Genomic DNA, 18,162 nt, shown 5'->3' on the forward strand with positions numbered 1-18,162 from the left:
ATTTTCCTTTTTAATTTTATATATATTTACAATAATCGGTCCGTGTTCTGCTTCGAATTTAAAATAATAGCTGGTAAATTTTCATTCATCCACTTATACTTGTTCAAAATCATGAGGTGAGTTCCCCCTTTTACAACGATGCAATTCTTAATATATTTTATTGGAAAAACATCATCCATATCTCCATGAATATGAATTACATTTTTATCAACTACTGTTCTGTCCCACAAAATCACCTGTTCGACTGCCCAATTTAAATAGCCAATATCCCGAACCGAAAGAAATCTTTCGTACAATTTCAATCTTTGATTTACTTTTTCTCCAAATGAAAATTTAGCCAAACTTTCAATATTTAAGATCAAACTCATTGGAATCAGCTTATAGGCTTTGGTGCTTTTAGCAATTTTCAATCTTCGAGGAAATTCTAAATTACTTTTCACACTTGAAATGATAATTACTTTCCGGGCATCTATATGCTTTGCCATTTCCTGAACTAAAATACCTCCAAACGAAACTCCTATCAAAACTGGATTCGGATGTTTAATTTTATCCGCAATTCTCTTGGCATAATCCGTTAAAGATTCTTTTTCAAGAGGAATTTCCCATTCTAAGAGATGAATTTCAAAGACATCTTCAGGAAGAACAATTCGTTCAAAAATTGCAGTACTTGCCGCCAATCCCGGCATTAGATAAACAGGTATTTTACTCATAATTCCTTTTAACGATTTTACAATAACTTCCGATCTATTAGCTCGAATTTTTATAAAATTAGATTTTTTATTGAAATCAAGCAGATTTACTACTTTATATTATCAATAATTTATGACCATAAAACTATTTTGAATAGAATTCAAAGACAAAGCTGATTTTGGTTGCCGTAATGCCGCGACTATGGATATTTACTGACAAAGAAGGAGTTACACCAAGATACGTCCCAAAATTATTTGATATTGAAAATCAAATCAATATCTTTGTAAATAATATTTCGGCCGAAGATAATAATGATAAAAATGCACTTTAGTCCTACCAAAGAAACATTTTTTAATTAGTATTTTTCGAAAGTAATACCAATACTACTGACAAGATACGCATTCCTAAAAACGGAATTTATCTTTGTTGATTGAAGGCAAAAAATGCCATAGCAATTATTGATTTTGATCTATTTCAAATCAAAATAAATGCCAAATCAAAAATACTTTTGGTGAAAATACCAATTAAATCAAATTAATACATGGAAACGAATATGACGATGGAGATTAAAGATAATACTTTTGCAAGACAATTTGAAACTATAGCAGACGAAGGATTAGTTTCAGTAGAATATTCTTTTCAGGAAAAAAAAATATTTTTGACAAAAATAAACACACCTGAATCATTCGATGACGAGGAATTCATCTCTAATTTCCTCAAAAATATCATGGGAATTGCGATTGAACGAAAATTTAAAGTGGTTCCTATTCTCCCTAAAATAGTGGTTTTCTTTAAAAAAAATACTATTTACAAAGAGTTGCTTCCTCCCGGAATACGATTATAAAAAAAGAGACTATGCTGAAAACATAGTCTCTTTATTATTCTGTCGCTTTTTAATATTAATTAACCATCTCTAATTAATTTTTATTCCTAGTTGGGAATAGTCTATCCGTTTTGGGAGCAGATAGTGGTAGCGAATTTGTATTTATTCTCAAAATGGAATACAAATTCCCTTCTTTATAACTAAGCACGTCAATATAATCGATACTATTGTCATTATTCAAATCAATATTATTTATATTCGAATCGCTACTGTTTAATACTTTTTCAAATTCCTCCAATGTTTTCGATTTTTGAAAAACGTCTAATACAGCGTAAAGATTTAAATCATCCGCAGGTAAACGTAAAACAGTTGGTTCGCTCTGTATCTGAGAAAACAGAGGCAAACTTAATAAAACAGTTGCTAGGATAACAAAGGAAAAAACTAACTTTTCATAATTTAAAATTATGAAAAAGTACTATTAAATTCCAATACAAATTGCAAAAAACAAATTATATATCTTTAATTCAAGTATTTAACTATTTTTATTTAATAGCAATTATCAATTTTAAAACATATTTAATTGACTAAAATCCGCTTAAACAGTAAAAAAAATATTTTTTATAAAAAAAGCAAGAGATATATACTTTACGGATAATTCTCTTGCTTCTACTATTGTTTAAAAAACTGCCCTTTATTTTTCTATCTCCTTCATGCTATCCATTTTCTTGTGTGCTAAGAAACCGGTAATATCTTCAAAATGTTCTACCACTCTCTTATTTCCAAATTCAAAAACCTTGGTCGCCAATCCATCCAGGAAATCACGATCGTGAGAAACAAGAATCAAAGTTCCGTCAAAATCCCGTAACGCATCTTTTATAATATCTTTAGTTTTCATGTCCAGGTGATTCGACGGTTCATCCAAAATCAATAAATTAACTGGTTCCAACAATAATTTTATCATTGCCAAACGGGTTTTCTCTCCACCTGAAAGCACTTTTACTTTTTTCGTCACATCATCACCTTGAAACATGAAAGCGCCTAAAATATCTTTTATTTTTGTTCGAACATCACCAACAGCAATATCATCGATGGTTTCAAAAATAGTGGCATTTTCATTTAATAAAGAGGCTTGATTTTGGGCAAAATAACCAATTTGTGCATTATGTCCAATTTCTAAACTACCGCCATTAATTTCAATTTCTTTCATAATGGCTTTGATCATCGTCGATTTTCCTTCCCCATTTTTCCCTACGAAAGCTACTTTTTCGCCTCTTTCAATAACAATATTAGCGTCTTTGAAAACCACATGATCGCCGTACGATTTAGACAAATCTTTCACAATTACAGGATATTGACCCGAGCGAATTGCAGGAGGAAACTTCAATTTTAATGCTGAAGTATCCACTTCATCAACTTGAACAATTACGAGTTTCTCTAACATTTTAACTCTCGACTGAACTGCATCTGTTTTAGAAAACGTTCCTTTGAAACGGTCAATAAAAGTTCTATTATCTGCAATCATGCGTTGCTGTTCGTCGTATGCTTTTTGCTGATGAACGCGTCTGTCTTTTCTTAATTCTAAATAATGAGAATATTTGGCTTTGTAATCATAAATACGTCCCATTGTAACCTCGATGGTACGATTCGTAATGTTATCTACAAAAGCTCTATCGTGAGAAATCACCACAACTGCTTTAGCTGAATTAATCAAGAAATCCTCTAACCATTGAATACTTTCAATATCCATGTGATTGGTAGGCTCATCCAGTAAAATTAAGTCTGGTTTTTGCAAAAGAATCTTGGCTAATTCAATTCGCATTCTCCAACCTCCGGAAAACTCCGTAGTTTGACGGTTAAAATCTTCGCGAACAAATCCCAGACCAAGTAGAATTTTCTCCACTTCCGCTTCATAATTTACTTCTTCAATAGCATAAAATTTCTCGCTTAAGTCAGAAACTCTTTCGATCAATTTCATGTATGCATCACTTTCATAATCTGTGCGAACCGTCAATTGTTCATTGATTTCATCAATTTCAGCTTTCATACCAAAGATTTCGCCAAAAGCTTTAGAAGTTTCTTCCATTACCGTTGCACCATCCGTAGTCAATAAATGCTGAGGCAAATATGCAACTATCGCATCTTTTGGTGCCGAAATATTACCGGTTGAAGGCTTACTTTGTCCTGCAATAATCTTAAGAAGCGTCGATTTTCCTGCTCCATTTTTACCCATAAGGGCAATTTTATCATTCTCATTTATGGCAAAAGAAACATCACTAAAAAGCGTTGTCCCACCAAATTGCACGGAAATATCGTTAACTGTAATCATTATTTTTGTTTAAAGTTTAATGTTCAAAAATTTAAAGTTATAATTTTTCGATTAAACCTTTTTTTTGAAGTTGCAAAGATAGATTAATTAAATAATTGGACAACACAATTAGATTTTTAGACCTCTTAGATTTTTAAAATCTATTGCACATTTTTGACGGTTAGACAATCCAAAAAACAAATACATTTTGTTTAAAATTAAAAATTCGATAATGTACATAGAATCTATGTAAATTATCGAATTTTTAAAATATGAATTCAATCTAATAAGCCTAAAAGTCTAAGGAATTCCATCACTCCTTTCTCCATTTTTTTGATTCCTCAAAAACATGTTCTAAAATTGCTGCTTCTCTTTCGTCAAAGTCAATGTTTCTGCGAGACATTACTAATCGAGCTGTTTCAAATGCTTTTTTAGTTATATAAGTGGTAAAACCTGAAGCACCGCCCCAAGAAAAACTAGGCACAAAATTGCGGGGAAATCCGCTTCCAAAAATATTAGCGCTTACTCCCACCACTGTTCCAGTATTAAACATGGTATTAATTCCGCATTTACTGTGGTCTCCCATCATCAATCCACAAAACTGAAGTCCTGTTTTAGCAAAACCTTCGGTTTCGTAGCTCCACAATTTTACTTCTTCGTAATTATTTTTTAAGTTCGAATTGTTACTGTCGGCACCTATGTTGCACCATTCACCAAGAACAGAATTTCCTAAAAATCCATCATGTCCTTTATTCGAATAACCAAACAATACCGAATTATTAACTTCTCCTCCAATTCTGGAATGCGGACCAACAGTTGTTGCGCCATAAACTTTGGCAGCCATTTTTACAACCGCATTTTCGCACAAGGCAAAAGGGCCTCTGATTACGGACCCTTCCATAATCTCAGTATCTTTACCTATATATATGGGACCTGTTGAAGCATTTAAAGTAACAAACTCTAATTTTGCGCCTTCTTCTATAAATATATTTTCGGGAGCGATGACGTTGACACTTTTGGGAATAGGCTGTGATCTTCTGTCTTCAGTCAAGTATTCAAAATCTTCTCGTATTGCCGCATCATTTTTAGAAAAAATATCCCAAGTATGTTCCACTGTTAAGCAATCTTCATTGAATTCTAAAATCTCATAGGTATCAAAATCTACTTCTTCCTGCTCATCATTGGTATAAAAAGCAATTACTTCATCACCTTTGAAAATAGCTTGATTTGACTCTAGATTACTCACCATTTCCACCAAAACATCGTTAGGCAGAAAGGAAGCATTTATCATTACATTTTCTTCTAATTCTACCATTGGAAATTTTTCAGACAAATATTCCTCTGTCAATGTAGTCGTAGTAGAACCTAAACGCATTTCCCATTTTTGACGAATAGTCATAATTCCAATAAGAATATCAGCAACGGGACGTGTGAAAGTAAAAGGCAATAAGGTATTTCTAGCAGGTCCGTCAAAAAGTATGTAATTCATAAAAATTATTTATATGTTAATTCGGTTATTTATTTTATCGAAAATTAATTTTAACAATCTGCCGTTTTAATAATATTGACTCCAAAGTTACAAAGTTTTCAAATAGATAAAAATAAAAAAAGCCTCCCATCCCGAAGTTGCGGGAGGAAGGCAATATTTTGAAAACAAGCTTTTATTATTTAGCGTGCTTAGCGTATTTAGTTTTAAATTTATCGATACGTCCTGCAGTATCAATAAGTTTAGATTTACCTGTGTAAAAAGGGTGAGAAGTTCTAGAGATCTCCATTTTTACAACTGGGTATTCAACACCGTCAACTGTTAATGTTTCTCTCGTATCTGCAGTAGATTTAGTAATAAAAACTTCATCATTTGACATGTCTTTAAACGCAACTAATCTGTAATTTTCTGGGTGAATTCCTTTTTTCATCTTGTTAATCTTTTTTATTTGTTAATTATAACTTGTCTTGAAGCTTTTCCTGTAACAGAAAAGGTATAAACTTATTATAACTTTTTGTTTTACATTATTATTTTGAGTTTGCAAATTTACAATTTTTTTCCAATAATCAAATCTTTGCATGACTTTTTTTATATAATCGTAAAAAGCGATTTTTATCCTCGAATATATTGGGAATTGTTATATTTGTGGATTAATAAAAAAATAAACTCTTTATGGAAAATAATGTATCGCCAGCAAAATCTGGAATTTTATTTGGTGTTTTGTTTGGTGTAGTTATGATTTTAGAATTTGTGATTATGTATATAGTCGGAATGAAATCATTAGTTGGAACTAGCGTAGGTTTGATAGTCAATCTTGCTAACTATTTAATTTTACCAATCTTTTTTATTTATTTAGGATGTAATAATTACAAAAAAAATATAAATAACGGTTTTATATCTTTTTCTGAATGCCTAAAAACAGGAGTTTCGATAACTTTTATTGCTGCTTTTATCTATGCCTTATTTAACGTGATTTTCAATTATATTTTTCCTGAATTTATAAATGAAATGGTTGCAATTAGTAAAGAAGCGATGCTAAAACAAAACCCATCTATGACTTCCGACCAATTGGAAACCGGAGTTTCATTGATGAAAAAATTTGCTAATCCATTATTTGTTTTTCCAGTTACGCTAGCAATGTATTCCTTCTTTGGTTTAATTTATTCACTAATTGTAGGAGCAATTCTAAAAAACGCAAAACCTCAAAGCTTCTAAATTAATGAATTTATCAATACTCATACCGCTTCTTAACGAAGAGGAATCCCTTAAAGAATTGTACACTTGGATCATTAAGGTGATGCAAGAGAATAATTATACCTACGAAATCATTTTTTTGGATGATGGGAGTACCGATAATTCCTGGAATATTATTGAAGGATTTGCCCAAGAAAATCCAAATGTAAAAGGGGTTCGTTTTATGAAAAACTTTGGGAAATCACAAGCCTTACATGCTGGTTTTGCAAAAGCGGCAGGCGATGTTATCATCACCATGGACGCCGATTTGCAAGACAGTCCGGAAGAGATTCCGGGGTTGTATGAAATGATTGTCAACGGTAAATTTGATTTGGTTTCCGGTTGGAAAAAGAAACGTTATGATTCTGTGGTTGCTAAAAACTTGCCTTCCAAATTATTCAATTGGGCCGCGAGAAAAACATCTGGTGTAGAATTGAATGATTTCAATTGCGGATTGAAAGCCTATAAAAATGTTGTAGTAAAAAATATCGAAGTTTCGGGAGAAATGCACCGATACATTCCTGTTTTGGCAAAGAATGCCGGTTTTGGAAAAATTGGTGAAAAAGTGGTACAGCACCAAGCCAGAAAATATGGTGAGACCAAATTTGGAATGGAACGTTTCATCAATGGTTTCCTTGATCTAATTACTATCTGGTTTCTTTCCCGTTTTGGAAAAAGGCCGATGCACTTATTTGGTGCTATGGGTTCTTTGATGTTTATCATTGGTTTTTTATTAGCCGGTTACATCGGAGTTTCAAAACTCTATCACATGTATAATGACATGTATTATAATTTAGTCACCAGCAATCCTTGGTTTTACATCGCGCTAACAACAATGGTATTGGGAACCCAATTATTTTTGGCTGGATTTCTTGGTGAAATAATTTTGCGAACCAAAAACAATGAAGAACGTTATAAAGTTTCAAGTGAAGTAAATTTTTTATAATTCACACCAAATAAAACATACATTTCTATTGGAACTTGAAGATTGACTTATACGATTTTTGTCATTCTGATTGCAAAAATTGAAATTTAAAGAATATATTTTTCGTTACAACAAATCTCTAGCCCTGATAGAAGCGGCATCCTTTTCTAGTCCTGAACTTGTTTCAGGATCCTGAAACAAGTTCAGGACTAGAAAAGATATAGCGAAAAGCAGGAAACAGCTCCTAAAAAACATCAAAATTGTTAAATGAGATGACTATTTTGAAATTTTAAACTAAAAATTCAGAAACAAAAAAATCTATAAAATGGATATCAAACAAAACATTTTGGATGCAGTAAATGAATGGCTTACGCCAACATTTGACAATGAAACTCAAATAGCCATCAAGGAATTGATGACCACTTCTCCTATAGAACTGGAAGAAAGTTTTTATAAAAATCTGGAATTTGGAACAGGCGGAATGCGCGGTGTTATGGGCGTTGGGAACAATCGCATAAATAAATACACGCTTGGAAAAAGCACGCAAGGTCTGGCCAATTACATGCATAAAGTGTTCCCAAATAAAGACTTAAAAGTTGCTATTGCTTACGACTGTCGCCATAATAGCGATACACTGGCAAAGGTAGTTGCTGATGTTTTCTCGGCAAATGGGATTACGGTTTATCTGTTTTCGGAGTTAAGACCTACTCCTGAATTGTCATTTGCGGTTAAACATCTAGGTTGTCAAGCCGGAATTGTTCTTACAGCTTCTCACAATCCGCCAGAATACAACGGTTACAAAGTGTATTGGGAAGATGGTGGGCAAATTGTTCCTCCCGAAGATGAAGCCATCATTAATACTATTGAAAACTTAAATTACAATGAAATCAAGTTTTCTGCCAATGAAGATCTGATACATTACATTGATACTGAAATTGACAAAGCGTTTATAAAATCCTCGATTGCAAATGCAAGTTTTAACACTTCGGCTGAAGCCAAAGAAAATCTGAACATCGTTTTTACTTCTTTGCACGGAACTTCGATAACATTAGTTCCTGATACATTATCGCAAGCCGGGTACAGGAATGTGCATATTGTTGAAGAACAAAGAGTGCCAAATGGTGATTTTCCGACGGTAAAATCTCCTAACCCGGAAGAACCGGAAGCATTGACTATGGCGATGGCTTTGGCAGATAAAACCAATTCGGATATTGTTATTGGGACGGATCCTGATTGTGACCGTTTGGGTGTTGCTGTTAGAAATAATGAAGGACAAATGACTTTGCTCAATGGAAATCAAACGATGATATTGATGACTGCTTTTTTACTGGAACAATGGAAAAAAGCGGGAAAAATCAATGGTAAACAATTTGTAGGTTCGACAATCGTTTCTACTCCTATGATGATGGAATTAGCCACTAATTATGGCGTAGAATGCAAAGTGGGATTGACCGGATTTAAATGGATTGCCAAAATGATAAAGGATTTCCCGGAGCTGGAATTCATTGGTGGTGGTGAAGAAAGTTTTGGTTACATGGTAGGCGATGCTGTACGAGATAAAGATGCTGTTGCCGCTACTTTATTAATTTGTGAATTAGCAGCTCAGGCTAAAGCAAAAGGGAGTACCGTTTACAAAGAATTACTTCAATTATACGTTGACAACGGATTCTATAAAGAACATTTGGTTTCATTGACTAAAAAGGGAATGGACGGTTTACAGGAAATCAATCAGATGATGATTGACATGAGAGAGAATCCAATGAAAGAAATTAACGGACAACGAGTGATTATGTTAGAAGACTACCAATCCTCAACAGCAAAAAACTTATTGACTGATGAAGTAACTAAAATGGACATTCCAAAATCGAATGTACTTATTTATTACACAGAAGACGGTTCTAAAATTTGTGCCAGACCAAGCGGAACGGAACCAAAAATAAAATTCTATATTAGCGTCAATACAGAATTGGAATCTGTTGAAGATTTCAACGAAGTGGACGCTATTTTGAATGAAAAAATTAAAAATATAATTACTGCAATGCAATTGAACTAATGGACAAAAGCTTATTAAAATTAATACCTTATACAAAACCATATAAGTCTCATATCACCTGGAATATTATATACAATATTTTGTATGCCTTGTTTAGCACTATTTCTATGCTAACACTTCTTCCTGTTCTTGAAGTGCTTTTTGGCAAAACTAAAAAGATATTGAAAGAGCCGGTTTATACTGGAATAGGCGATATTAAGCAATTTGGTTCGGATTTTATGTATTACAAAATTTCAGAACTTACCAAAGAAAACAGCATTCAAGTTGCGTTGTTATTTGTTGTTCTAATGGTTATTACAACATTCTTATTCAAAAATTTATTTAATTATCTTGCTTCGCACCACATCATGCACTTAAAAAATGGTGTGTTACGGGATTTGAGAAAATCGATGTATAATAAAATAATAGAATTGCCAATTTCTTATTATTCTGAAAAAAGAAAAGGAGATATTATGGCCAGAATGCTTGGCGATGTCAATGAAGTTCAGAATTCCTTTTTCTCGATATTAGAACTCGTGGTAAAAGAACCCTTAACCATTGTATTTGCTCTAGTTACGATGTTTTTTATCAGTGTGAAATTGACTTTATTTGTTTTAGTATTCATCCCTATTTCAGGATTAATCATTTCAAAAATCGCTAAAAATCTGAGAGCACAATCCATGCAGGCTCAAAAAGAAAGTGGCTTTCTTATTTCTATTGTTGATGAAAGTTTGAGCGGATTGAAAGTTATAAAAAGTTACAATGCTGAAAGCAATTTCAAAAGCAGGTTTCACGATTCAGTGACGCGATTGTTGAATTTATCAAATAGTATAGGAAGCAAAAACAATTTAGCGACTCCATTAAGCGAATTTTTAGGAATAACAACGATTGCAGTACTACTTTTTTATGGTGGAAATTTAGTATTAGTCGAAAAAACATTGGAAGGCTCCGCTTTTATCGTTTACCTGACCTTGGCTTTCAATATTCTTACGCCAGCGAAAGCCATTTCTAAAGCTTCTTATTCCGTTAAAAACGGTCTAGCAGCTGCGGAACGAGTTTTTGAAGTTTTAGAAGTCGAAAATGAAATCACCTCAAAAGTAAATGCTATTGACAAAAAAACTTTTGACTCCACTATAACAATCCAAAATATTAATTTTAAATACGAAGATGAAGCGGTTTTAAAAGACTTTTCACTTGAAGTAAAAAAAGGACAAACAGTAGCTCTTGTGGGACAATCCGGAAGCGGAAAAAGTACCATTGCTAATTTACTGACTCGTTTTTATGATGTAAACGAAGGAACAATACAAATCGATGGAATAGATATTAAAGACATGACTTTGCATTCTCTTCGTGATTTGATGGGATTAGTAACTCAAGACAGTATTTTATTTAATGATACCATAAAAGCTAATATTTCGCTTGGTAAAGATAACGCAACGGATGAAGAAATTGTTGAAGCCTTAAAAATTGCCAACGCTTTTGAATTTGTCAAAGACTTGCATCTTGGAATTTATACCAACATTGGCGACAGCGGAAACAAACTTTCGGGTGGTCAAAAACAAAGATTGTCTATCGCTCGTGCTGTTTTGAAAAATCCTCCAATTATGATTTTGGATGAAGCGACATCAGCATTGGATACCGAAAGTGAAAAATTTGTTCAAGTAGCATTAGAAAACATGATGCAAAACAGAACTTCCATTGTTATCGCGCACCGACTTTCGACTATTCAAAAAGCAGATTTGATTGTAGTCATGAAAAAAGGAAAAATTGTGGAACAAGGGAAACATGATGAACTTATTGCCATGAATGGTACCTATAGCAAACTAGTAAATATGCAGTCTTTTGAATCGTAATATTTAAAATCTAAAAAATGTACCTCAATAATTCAAATATAAAACTGCCCGAAAATCCAAACACAATCGTTTGGAAATACTTGGATTTGTCTAAGTTTTTGGATTTATTGATGTCTCAAAAGTTATTCATGTCCCGTTCAGATAAATTTGAGGATCAGTACGAAGGCACTTTTAGCGAACCCACATTTGAAGAAATCAGGAAACTATCCATTGACAATCCTGACTTTTTGAATTATTACAAAAGTCATCGAGAAAGGGTGGCTATCAGCAGCTGGCACATTAATGAATATGAATCGTTTGCAATGTGGCAAATTTTCACACAGAATAGTGAAGGATTAGCGATTCAATCTACGATTGGCAGACTACAAAACGCGCTGCAACCAGAGCAAGTTTATAAACAGTACATCGGCGAAGTTAATTATATCGATTACAAAAAGGAATACATTCCCTTTGACGATATGTTCTTCCCTTTTCTGTTTAAACGAAAAAGTTTTCAGTACGAGCGAGAAGTCCGAATCATCACTGATATTGCCGAAAATGATATCAAAATTAATGAAGGTTTAAAAATCAATGTTGATATCAACCAATTAATCGAAAAAATTTATATTCATCCAAAATCTGAAAACTGGTACAAAAACTTAGTAATTCAACTGGTTTCCGAGTTAGGTTTTAATTTTGAGATTGAAAAATCCGATTTAGAAAGTGATATTTTAATTTAAATAATACTCTTTAAACCTACGGTCTAGATCAACATTCTGAACACTAGTTTGAGACACAGATAACACTGATTAAGCAGAATTACACTGATTTTTAATTAAAATTAAACACGAATTTCACTAATTGTACTTATTAATTCGTGCACATTAGTGAAATTCGTGTTTAATATCATGCCTGTTTTTTGGTTCTACACCGTAGTGGCTTTTTAAACTGGTTTGTAACTAATTACTCTCCATTCCTTTTTAGACAAATCGATATAGTTGTAATGCACTACATCCTTATTATCAAATTGTCCATTTTTATTAGTATCCTCAACAGTTCTAAAATACAAACAGTTTTTAGATTCCATTAATTTCCAATCGATCAACTCCTGAAAATTATCTGATATTTTAGTGAGTTTATGCCCACTTATTTCACTAAGATATAAAGCTTTAATATCACTCGTATCTAATTTTCCATCCTTATTGGTATCCATATCAACCATGGTATAAACCATAATTTGGTTCTTGGTTTTATCGGCAACTGATTTTAAGTAGGTAGCCGTTTGAATTAAAACTGGTTTATCAGTCAATGCTTTTATAGAATCGGAATCAATCCGTTGAAATTTTAAATTCTGCAAAAAACCGGTGATTTCATTTTCTCCATAATTAGATATTGTAAAACTCAAATCATTCACGCTAGAAGATCCATATTTTGTTTTAATCCCTTTTTCACGAATACTTAGATCACCAACCGGATGAATCAAATAATCCGTCCCTTCCATTTGTATAGGTAAATCAGCAATTGCTATCAAAGTAGAATCGGTTTTCACCACACTCTTTCCTTTATTAGGAGCATCATAAGTTACTTTAGGTTTTTCTTGATCTTCTTTACAGCTGGCAAGAAGTAAAACAAATATTCCTAATAAAGTGATATGTAATTTTTTCATGATGGTATACTATTTATAATAAATTCAAATGTAATCATTTTTAAAAATGGTAACGACATTCTTTGATTGATTTATATAACAGAAATCGTTTATACTATTATTAAAATCCAAATATTTGTTCTAGTTACAACTTCGCATTCAATTTTACATTAAAAACTCTAGTTGTCATATAATTTGGAATTGCATATTGAATTTTGGAATAAACATCGCGAACCCAAGTATTAGTAATCGCATTTTGGTTATCAAAGAGGTTAAAAATCTCTAATCCTATCTCTAATTCTTTTAAGCTTTTTAACCATTTTCTGTTAATATTCGTACTTTCATTAATAAGCACTTTGGAAAATCCAACATCAGCTCTGCGGTAATCTTTTAATCTATTTTGGTACAAATAAGGATCCGCGTAAGATGGCGATCCTCCCGGTAAACCAGTATTATAAACCAAATTCAAATATAATTTGACACTCGGAATTTTAGGCATAAAATCTTGGAATAAAAGTCCAAATTTTAATCGCTGATCCGTTGGTCTGGCAATAAATCCTCTATCGGCGCTATTTTCTTCTGTTTTTAGATAGCCAAAACTCAACCAAGATTCTGTTCCGGGAACAAACTCTCCATTCAATCTGACATCTAATCCCTGTGCATAGGCTCTAGCATTATTTGTAGCCGCATAACGTATGCGAACATTATCAATCGTATAGGTATTTACATCCGCCAACGATTTATAATATAATTCCGAAACCAGTTTGAAAGGACGATTCCACATTTTGAAACTGTAATCATTACTCAAAACAAAATGAATGGATTGCTGTGCCTTTACATTAGGTTGCACTACTCCACCGGCGTCTCGCAACTCCCTATAAAATGGTGGTTGATGATATAATCCTCCAGAAAGTCTAAAAACCATATCCTTCTCCCAATTCGGTTTTATGGCAAATTGTGCCCTTGGACTAATTGTCATTTGTGATTTACCTGCTATATCGTCTCCCAAAACTTCCCAATTATGCAATCGTACTCCTGCATTATACCAAACTTCACTAGAACCTATATGCTCTTTACGGCTCCATTGCGCATAACCTGAAAATCTATTGATGGTATTAAAATTAGTGGCTCTCACATTTTGATAGGGAACGAGAGGTCCTGTGTAAGAAGAGTTGGGTTGATCTTTTTTAGGCAAAATTACAATTGGAGGGTTTATAGAAAAACCAGCTGAATCAATTACTTCCCACTCTACAACTCTATCGCGAATGGATTCCCGCGTATATTTTACTCCCCATTCCAATTGGTTTTCCTTCCAATCATAAATTCCTTTTACCTCCGTGTTTACAATTAAGGCATCCAGATCATTTCGAGCATGATTCAGTTGTGTTCCAATTCCTCTTGTAAAATCAACGTTACCATACGTTTCAGAACCAATATTAGCATCTACCTCTCCTAAACGGTATTGTGCAAAAATGTCAAAATATTCTTGTTCTAAAGTATGAAAAACGGATCCGATAAATTTTAAAGTAAAATTGTTATTTACTTTAAATGTAGACTTTACAGCTCCGAAATAAGTATCATATTTATCTTTCTCCTGTCCCTCATAGTATATCAAAAGTGCCATCGGTTTATCAAGTGTTCCAAAATTAGTTTGCCGACTTAATGGTTGATATTGGTATTTGTTTTGAGAAATATTTCCAAGAAAACTCCACTGCCATTTAGAAGAGGCCTGGTAATTAATGTTTGTTTGAATATCTGCAAATGAAGGGGTGAAATTAGTTTGAGTATCCTGACTTTTCACCAAAAGACTATTATTACGATACCTTACTCCAGTAATCGCTGACCACTTTTTATTTTTAGAAACAGCATCTACAGACAGGCTTCCGCCAAGTAAACTTGCTTCAAGTGTTGCTCCAAATTTTGTAGGCTTTCTATAGCTAATATCTAAAACTGAGGATAGTTTGTCTCCAAATTTAGCTTGAAAACCACCAGCGGAAAAGTCAACATTTTGTACTAAGTTGGTATTTGTGAAACTTAATCCTTCTTGCTGTCCGGACCGAATAAGAAAGGGACGATAAACTTCAATTTCATTTACATAAACCAAGTTCTCATCATAATTCCCGCCGCGAACCGCATATTGCGTACTCAGTTCATTATTAGAATTAACTCCCGGTAAGGTTTTTAAAATATTCTCAATACCAGCATTAGCGCCAGGCATTTTCCGAATAACTTCGGGTTCAATTGTAATAATTCCTTGAATTCTTTTTTTGTTTTTGGAGATAATGATAACTTCTCCCATTTGTTCCTGATACTCATTCATAACCAAGTTCATTTCATAATCTTCATTAGGTTTTAATAAAATAGAAACGGTAGTCTTTTTCAAAGAAACATGAGTAAAAATGACAATCACTTGTTGATTTGCAGGAACGGCTAAATCAAAAAACCCATTCGCATTGGATTGTGCAGAATTACCAAGGCATACAACATTTACGTTGTCTATTGGCTGATTGTTGGAACTAAGAACTATTCCTCTAATTCGAGCTTTTTGGCCAGTTGCAACAAACCCAATACAGAAAAAAAAGAAAACAAGTATTAATCTATTTGTACTCAAATGATTTGATTTTTATTTTTTTTGACTTCTAAAAAACTGAGTCACAAAGGTAGATGAATTTCCTACATTATCAATTACAACTATTTTTAAATCATTGGCACCTTCGGCCACAATTCCATCGCTAAAATTATGTGTTATTTTTTTAGTTTTATTATCATATTCGAATAATATCCAGTTTCCATTCAAATAGCCATTATACGATTTTACGCCTGATAAACTATCCGTTATAGTAAGTTGAATATTCTTTTGGTCACTTAACCATTTTCCTTCAATTGGTTTTGTGAGGTTGATTTTTGGCGTAATTGTGTCCAAAATTAAAGCAAACTGACCTAATATTTTTGATTTCGCAGTAAATAAACTATCCTTGCGAAAAGTAGGAAGGTAGCTTATTTTTTTTCCTTCAATCATACCAATAAATAATTTGCTTTTTTGAGCCTCACTGTATTTGTTGTCTTCAATAGAAATGGTAAAATTAGTATGAGCCGGAACGGTATCATCATGAAGAAATAAAGTATCGTTTTTTACATCAAAATTCATGTCGAAATCATCATAGAAAGTTCCAGAAGGAAAAAAAACAGACATATTCTCTTTGGCAAAATTGCAATCTTTGTTCGCTTTTACAAAATAGTTAGACACAACTGGCTCTTTGTCAATAATAGTAGCTAATAAATCATACTTAATAGGAATAGAAACAGTGCTTTTATTGCCATAAAAATCAGAAACCTCAATACGACAAACCGCTGCTAAATTTGGAAGTACTGAAAAAATTCCATTATTCTCTTCAGTTTTGATGATACTAAGCCCATATTTATTTTTCATAAATAATTTCTGAACCCTTTGTTGCATTTTTTTATACCTCGAATAATCGATCAGTGCGTTCACATATCTCATTTCATCAAAAGAATAGGTATCAAATTGATAACCAAAATTTGGTTTTCCGTTATAAAAAGACTGTACCTTAAAAACCCCATTTTTATTAAAAGAGACATCATCGTAATCGAAAGTTGAAATACCAAAACCAATATTTCCATTGGAAACTACTTTCTCTGACAGATAACTTCCATCTTTTTGCAACGATAAATTTAATAATAGAGGACGTTTTGAATGATTCACAGTAGTTTTAGAATCTATTGGATAAACATAAACACTTGAAATAATAGGCTTCTTATTATCCTTTATATTTTTATCGAAACCAAAAAACATAGGATTTATAACTTTTTCCGTTTTAGTGTCCCGAATCTCAAAATGCAAATGCGGTCCTTCAGAAGCTCCTGTATTTCCAGAAAAAGCAATGATTTGTCCTTTCTTGACAACTAATTCATCGGGTTTAAGAAACATTTCAATCTCAAATGAATTCTCTTTATAATGCATCTTCTTTATGTACTTTTCAATTGCATCATTCGCACTTTGCAAATGTCCATACACCGAAGTATATCCGTTCGGATGGGTAATATAAATTGCCTTTCCGTTACCAAATGTAGAAATTTTTATCCTGGACACATATCCATCCGCAACTGCGTGTACCTCTAGTCCCTCTTTTTGCATTGTTTTTAAATCGAAACCAGCATGGAAATGATTGGGTCTTAATTCTCCAAAATTTCCTGAAAGTTGCATCGGAATATCAAGTGGCGGATCAAAATAATCTTTTGGATATTCTATCTGAGCAAAAAGAGCATTGGAAAAAAAAAGTAAAAAAGCAAAAAATTTCATTGTAGCAGATTTTTGCTAAGATAAAAAAAACCAGTTAATAAAAATCAGAAAAAAATCAAATCACAACATACTGAATTACATATAATTGCTTTTTTTAATGTAAAAAAATCGATAAAATATTGCAATAATAAAAAGGAATACTAACTTTGTAAGATTAAGTAATGAAATAGGATTATAATGAGTGTAATTGCAGAAATAATTGATACTCTTGAAAATAAGGTTGAAAAACTTTTCATGAAAATGAAAAGTTTAGAAAAAAACAGTCAAGATTTAAAAATTGAATTAACTAAAGCTGCACAAGTCATACAAACTCAATCTCAAGAGATTGAAGCGCTAAAAACGCAGTGTGAAACACTCAAAATGGCAAATGCATTACTAGGCAGTGACGAAAATAAGAGAGATACGAAGCTTAAAATAAATTCATTAATTCGCGAAATTGATTACTGTATAGCGCAACTATCAGACTAATAAAAGATATGGACGAAAAGCTTAAAATTAAAATATCAATTGCAGACAGAGTCTATCCGTTAACGGTTGATTTGTCTCAAGAAGAAGGCCTTAGAAGCGCTTCCAAGAAAATTGATGTGATGATAAAGCAGTTTGAAGAAAATTATGCAGTTCGTGATAAACAAGATGTATTAGCCATGTGTGCCTTACAATTTGCATCACAATCAGAACAAAAACAAATTGATAATACTATTGATGGAGAAGCAACCATTGAAAGAATAAAAAAAATCAACGCGCTTTTAGATCAATATCTCGACAATTAAACGTTCTTTACAAAAGACTAAGATACTGCCTACATTAGTTCACATTTGGTAAACTCAACACTAACAATTTAGAATGAGCAAATCATCACTACTAAAGCAT

At 32.7% G+C, this 18,162-nt stretch carries 16 protein-coding genes; 8 read left to right on the forward strand and 8 right to left on the reverse strand.

Annotation, left to right across the window (positions count from 1 at the left end):
- Positions 1–26: 26 nt before the first annotated feature.
- Positions 27–710 carry an alpha/beta hydrolase gene (locus C4S35_RS13155; RefSeq protein ID WP_104000615.1) on the reverse strand — a complete coding sequence of 228 codons (684 nt, stop codon included), beginning with the start codon at positions 708–710 and terminating at the stop codon, positions 27–29.
- Between the two features lie 539 nt (positions 711–1,249).
- Here C4S35_RS13155 and C4S35_RS13160 point away from each other — a divergent pair.
- Positions 1,250–1,534: a GNAT family N-acetyltransferase gene (locus C4S35_RS13160; RefSeq protein WP_104000658.1), complete on the forward strand. Its 285-nt coding sequence runs from the start codon at positions 1,250–1,252 to the stop codon at positions 1,532–1,534.
- A 73-nt stretch (positions 1,535–1,607) separates the two neighbouring features.
- Here C4S35_RS13160 and C4S35_RS13165 read toward each other — a convergent pair whose 3' ends face one another.
- From C4S35_RS13165 to C4S35_RS13180, 4 genes are all read right to left on the reverse strand, one after another.
- The gene (locus C4S35_RS13165; protein ID WP_104000616.1) at positions 1,608–1,916 is read right to left on the reverse strand and encodes a hypothetical protein; all 309 of its coding nucleotides are present in this window, start codon (positions 1,914–1,916) and stop codon (positions 1,608–1,610) included.
- Between the two features lie 288 nt (positions 1,917–2,204).
- Complete coding sequence (locus C4S35_RS13170; protein WP_104000617.1) at positions 2,205–3,839, reverse strand: ABC-F family ATP-binding cassette domain-containing protein; 1,635 nt, start codon at positions 3,837–3,839, stop codon at positions 2,205–2,207.
- Between the two features lie 292 nt (positions 3,840–4,131).
- Positions 4,132–5,307, reverse strand: coding sequence for a GlmU family protein (locus tag C4S35_RS13175; protein ID WP_104000618.1), 1,176 nt, complete (start codon positions 5,305–5,307; stop codon positions 4,132–4,134).
- Positions 5,308–5,482: 175 nt separating this feature from the next.
- Positions 5,483–5,734 carry a type B 50S ribosomal protein L31 gene (locus tag C4S35_RS13180; protein WP_066077760.1) on the reverse strand — a complete coding sequence of 84 codons (252 nt, stop codon included), beginning with the start codon at positions 5,732–5,734 and terminating at the stop codon, positions 5,483–5,485.
- 242 nt (positions 5,735–5,976) lie between these two features.
- On the opposite strand from C4S35_RS13180, the gene C4S35_RS13185 reads away from it, so the two are divergent.
- The 5 genes from C4S35_RS13185 (at position 5,977) to C4S35_RS13205 (ending at position 12,066) form a co-directional block, all read left to right on the forward strand.
- Entirely contained in the window at positions 5,977–6,519 is a 543-nt protein-coding gene (locus tag C4S35_RS13185) for a DUF4199 domain-containing protein (RefSeq protein WP_104000619.1), read from the forward strand.
- A gap of 4 nt (positions 6,520–6,523) precedes the next feature.
- On the forward strand, positions 6,524–7,483 hold the full coding sequence (locus tag C4S35_RS13190; protein ID WP_104000620.1) for a glycosyltransferase family 2 protein: 960 nt from the start codon (positions 6,524–6,526) through the stop codon (positions 7,481–7,483).
- 304 nt (positions 7,484–7,787) lie between these two features.
- Positions 7,788–9,515 (forward strand): phospho-sugar mutase, encoded by a 1,728-nt coding sequence (locus tag C4S35_RS13195; protein ID WP_104000621.1) that lies wholly within the window; start codon positions 7,788–7,790, stop codon positions 9,513–9,515.
- Complete coding sequence (locus C4S35_RS13200; RefSeq protein ID WP_104000622.1) at positions 9,515–11,347, forward strand: ABC transporter ATP-binding protein; 1,833 nt, start codon at positions 9,515–9,517, stop codon at positions 11,345–11,347. Before C4S35_RS13195 ends, C4S35_RS13200 begins: the two co-directional genes overlap by 1 nt.
- 17 nt (positions 11,348–11,364) lie before the next feature.
- On the forward strand, positions 11,365–12,066 hold the full coding sequence (locus C4S35_RS13205) for a hypothetical protein (protein WP_104000623.1): 702 nt from the start codon (positions 11,365–11,367) through the stop codon (positions 12,064–12,066).
- A gap of 203 nt (positions 12,067–12,269) precedes the next feature.
- Here C4S35_RS13205 and C4S35_RS13210 read toward each other — a convergent pair whose 3' ends face one another.
- From C4S35_RS13210 to C4S35_RS13220, 3 genes are all read right to left on the reverse strand, one after another.
- Positions 12,270–12,992, reverse strand: a complete 723-nt coding sequence (locus C4S35_RS13210) for a hypothetical protein (protein ID WP_104000624.1) — start codon at positions 12,990–12,992, stop codon at positions 12,270–12,272.
- A 124-nt stretch (positions 12,993–13,116) separates the two neighbouring features.
- Positions 13,117–15,582 carry a TonB-dependent receptor gene (locus tag C4S35_RS13215; RefSeq protein WP_104000625.1) on the reverse strand — a complete coding sequence of 822 codons (2,466 nt, stop codon included), beginning with the start codon at positions 15,580–15,582 and terminating at the stop codon, positions 13,117–13,119.
- Between the two features lie 12 nt (positions 15,583–15,594).
- Positions 15,595–17,292 (reverse strand): M23 family metallopeptidase, encoded by a 1,698-nt coding sequence (locus tag C4S35_RS13220; RefSeq protein ID WP_104000626.1) that lies wholly within the window; start codon positions 17,290–17,292, stop codon positions 15,595–15,597.
- Between the two features lie 177 nt (positions 17,293–17,469).
- Between C4S35_RS13220 and C4S35_RS13225 the strand changes: the two genes are divergently transcribed.
- Complete coding sequence (locus tag C4S35_RS13225) at positions 17,470–17,760, forward strand: hypothetical protein (RefSeq protein ID WP_104000627.1); 291 nt, start codon at positions 17,470–17,472, stop codon at positions 17,758–17,760.
- Between the two features lie 8 nt (positions 17,761–17,768).
- Complete coding sequence (locus C4S35_RS13230) at positions 17,769–18,062, forward strand: cell division protein ZapA (RefSeq protein ID WP_104000628.1); 294 nt, start codon at positions 17,769–17,771, stop codon at positions 18,060–18,062.
- The last annotated feature ends 100 nt before the right edge of the window (positions 18,063–18,162 follow it).

Source organism: Flavobacterium urumqiense (assembly GCF_900108015.1).
Lineage (GTDB): Bacteria > Bacteroidota > Bacteroidia > Flavobacteriales > Flavobacteriaceae > Flavobacterium > Flavobacterium urumqiense.

Bases quoted from the DNA above. Each gene is read 5' to 3' on its own strand.
- C4S35_RS13155 (WP_104000615.1), bottom strand. From the start codon at position 710: ATGAGTAAAATACCTGTTTATCTAATGCCGGGATTGGCGGCAAGTACT.
- C4S35_RS13160 (WP_104000658.1), top strand. From the start codon at position 1,250: ATGGAGATTAAAGATAATACTTTTGCAAGACAATTTGAAACTATAGCA.
- C4S35_RS13170 (WP_104000617.1), bottom strand. From the start codon at position 3,839: ATGATTACAGTTAACGATATTTCCGTGCAATTTGGTGGGACAACGCTT.
- C4S35_RS13175 (WP_104000618.1), bottom strand. From the start codon at position 5,307: ATGAATTACATACTTTTTGACGGACCTGCTAGAAATACCTTATTGCCT.
- C4S35_RS13180 (WP_066077760.1), bottom strand. From the start codon at position 5,734: ATGAAAAAAGGAATTCACCCAGAAAATTACAGATTAGTTGCGTTTAAA.
- C4S35_RS13185 (WP_104000619.1), top strand. From the start codon at position 5,977: ATGGAAAATAATGTATCGCCAGCAAAATCTGGAATTTTATTTGGTGTT.
- C4S35_RS13190 (WP_104000620.1), top strand. From the start codon at position 6,524: ATGAATTTATCAATACTCATACCGCTTCTTAACGAAGAGGAATCCCTT.
- C4S35_RS13195 (WP_104000621.1), top strand. From the start codon at position 7,788: ATGGATATCAAACAAAACATTTTGGATGCAGTAAATGAATGGCTTACG.
- C4S35_RS13200 (WP_104000622.1), top strand. From the start codon at position 9,515: ATGGACAAAAGCTTATTAAAATTAATACCTTATACAAAACCATATAAG.
- C4S35_RS13205 (WP_104000623.1), top strand. From the start codon at position 11,365: ATGTACCTCAATAATTCAAATATAAAACTGCCCGAAAATCCAAACACA.
- C4S35_RS13210 (WP_104000624.1), bottom strand. From the start codon at position 12,992: ATGAAAAAATTACATATCACTTTATTAGGAATATTTGTTTTACTTCTT.
- C4S35_RS13220 (WP_104000626.1), bottom strand. From the start codon at position 17,292: ATGAAATTTTTTGCTTTTTTACTTTTTTTTTCCAATGCTCTTTTTGCT.
- C4S35_RS13225 (WP_104000627.1), top strand. From the start codon at position 17,470: ATGAGTGTAATTGCAGAAATAATTGATACTCTTGAAAATAAGGTTGAA.
- C4S35_RS13230 (WP_104000628.1), top strand. From the start codon at position 17,769: ATGGACGAAAAGCTTAAAATTAAAATATCAATTGCAGACAGAGTCTAT.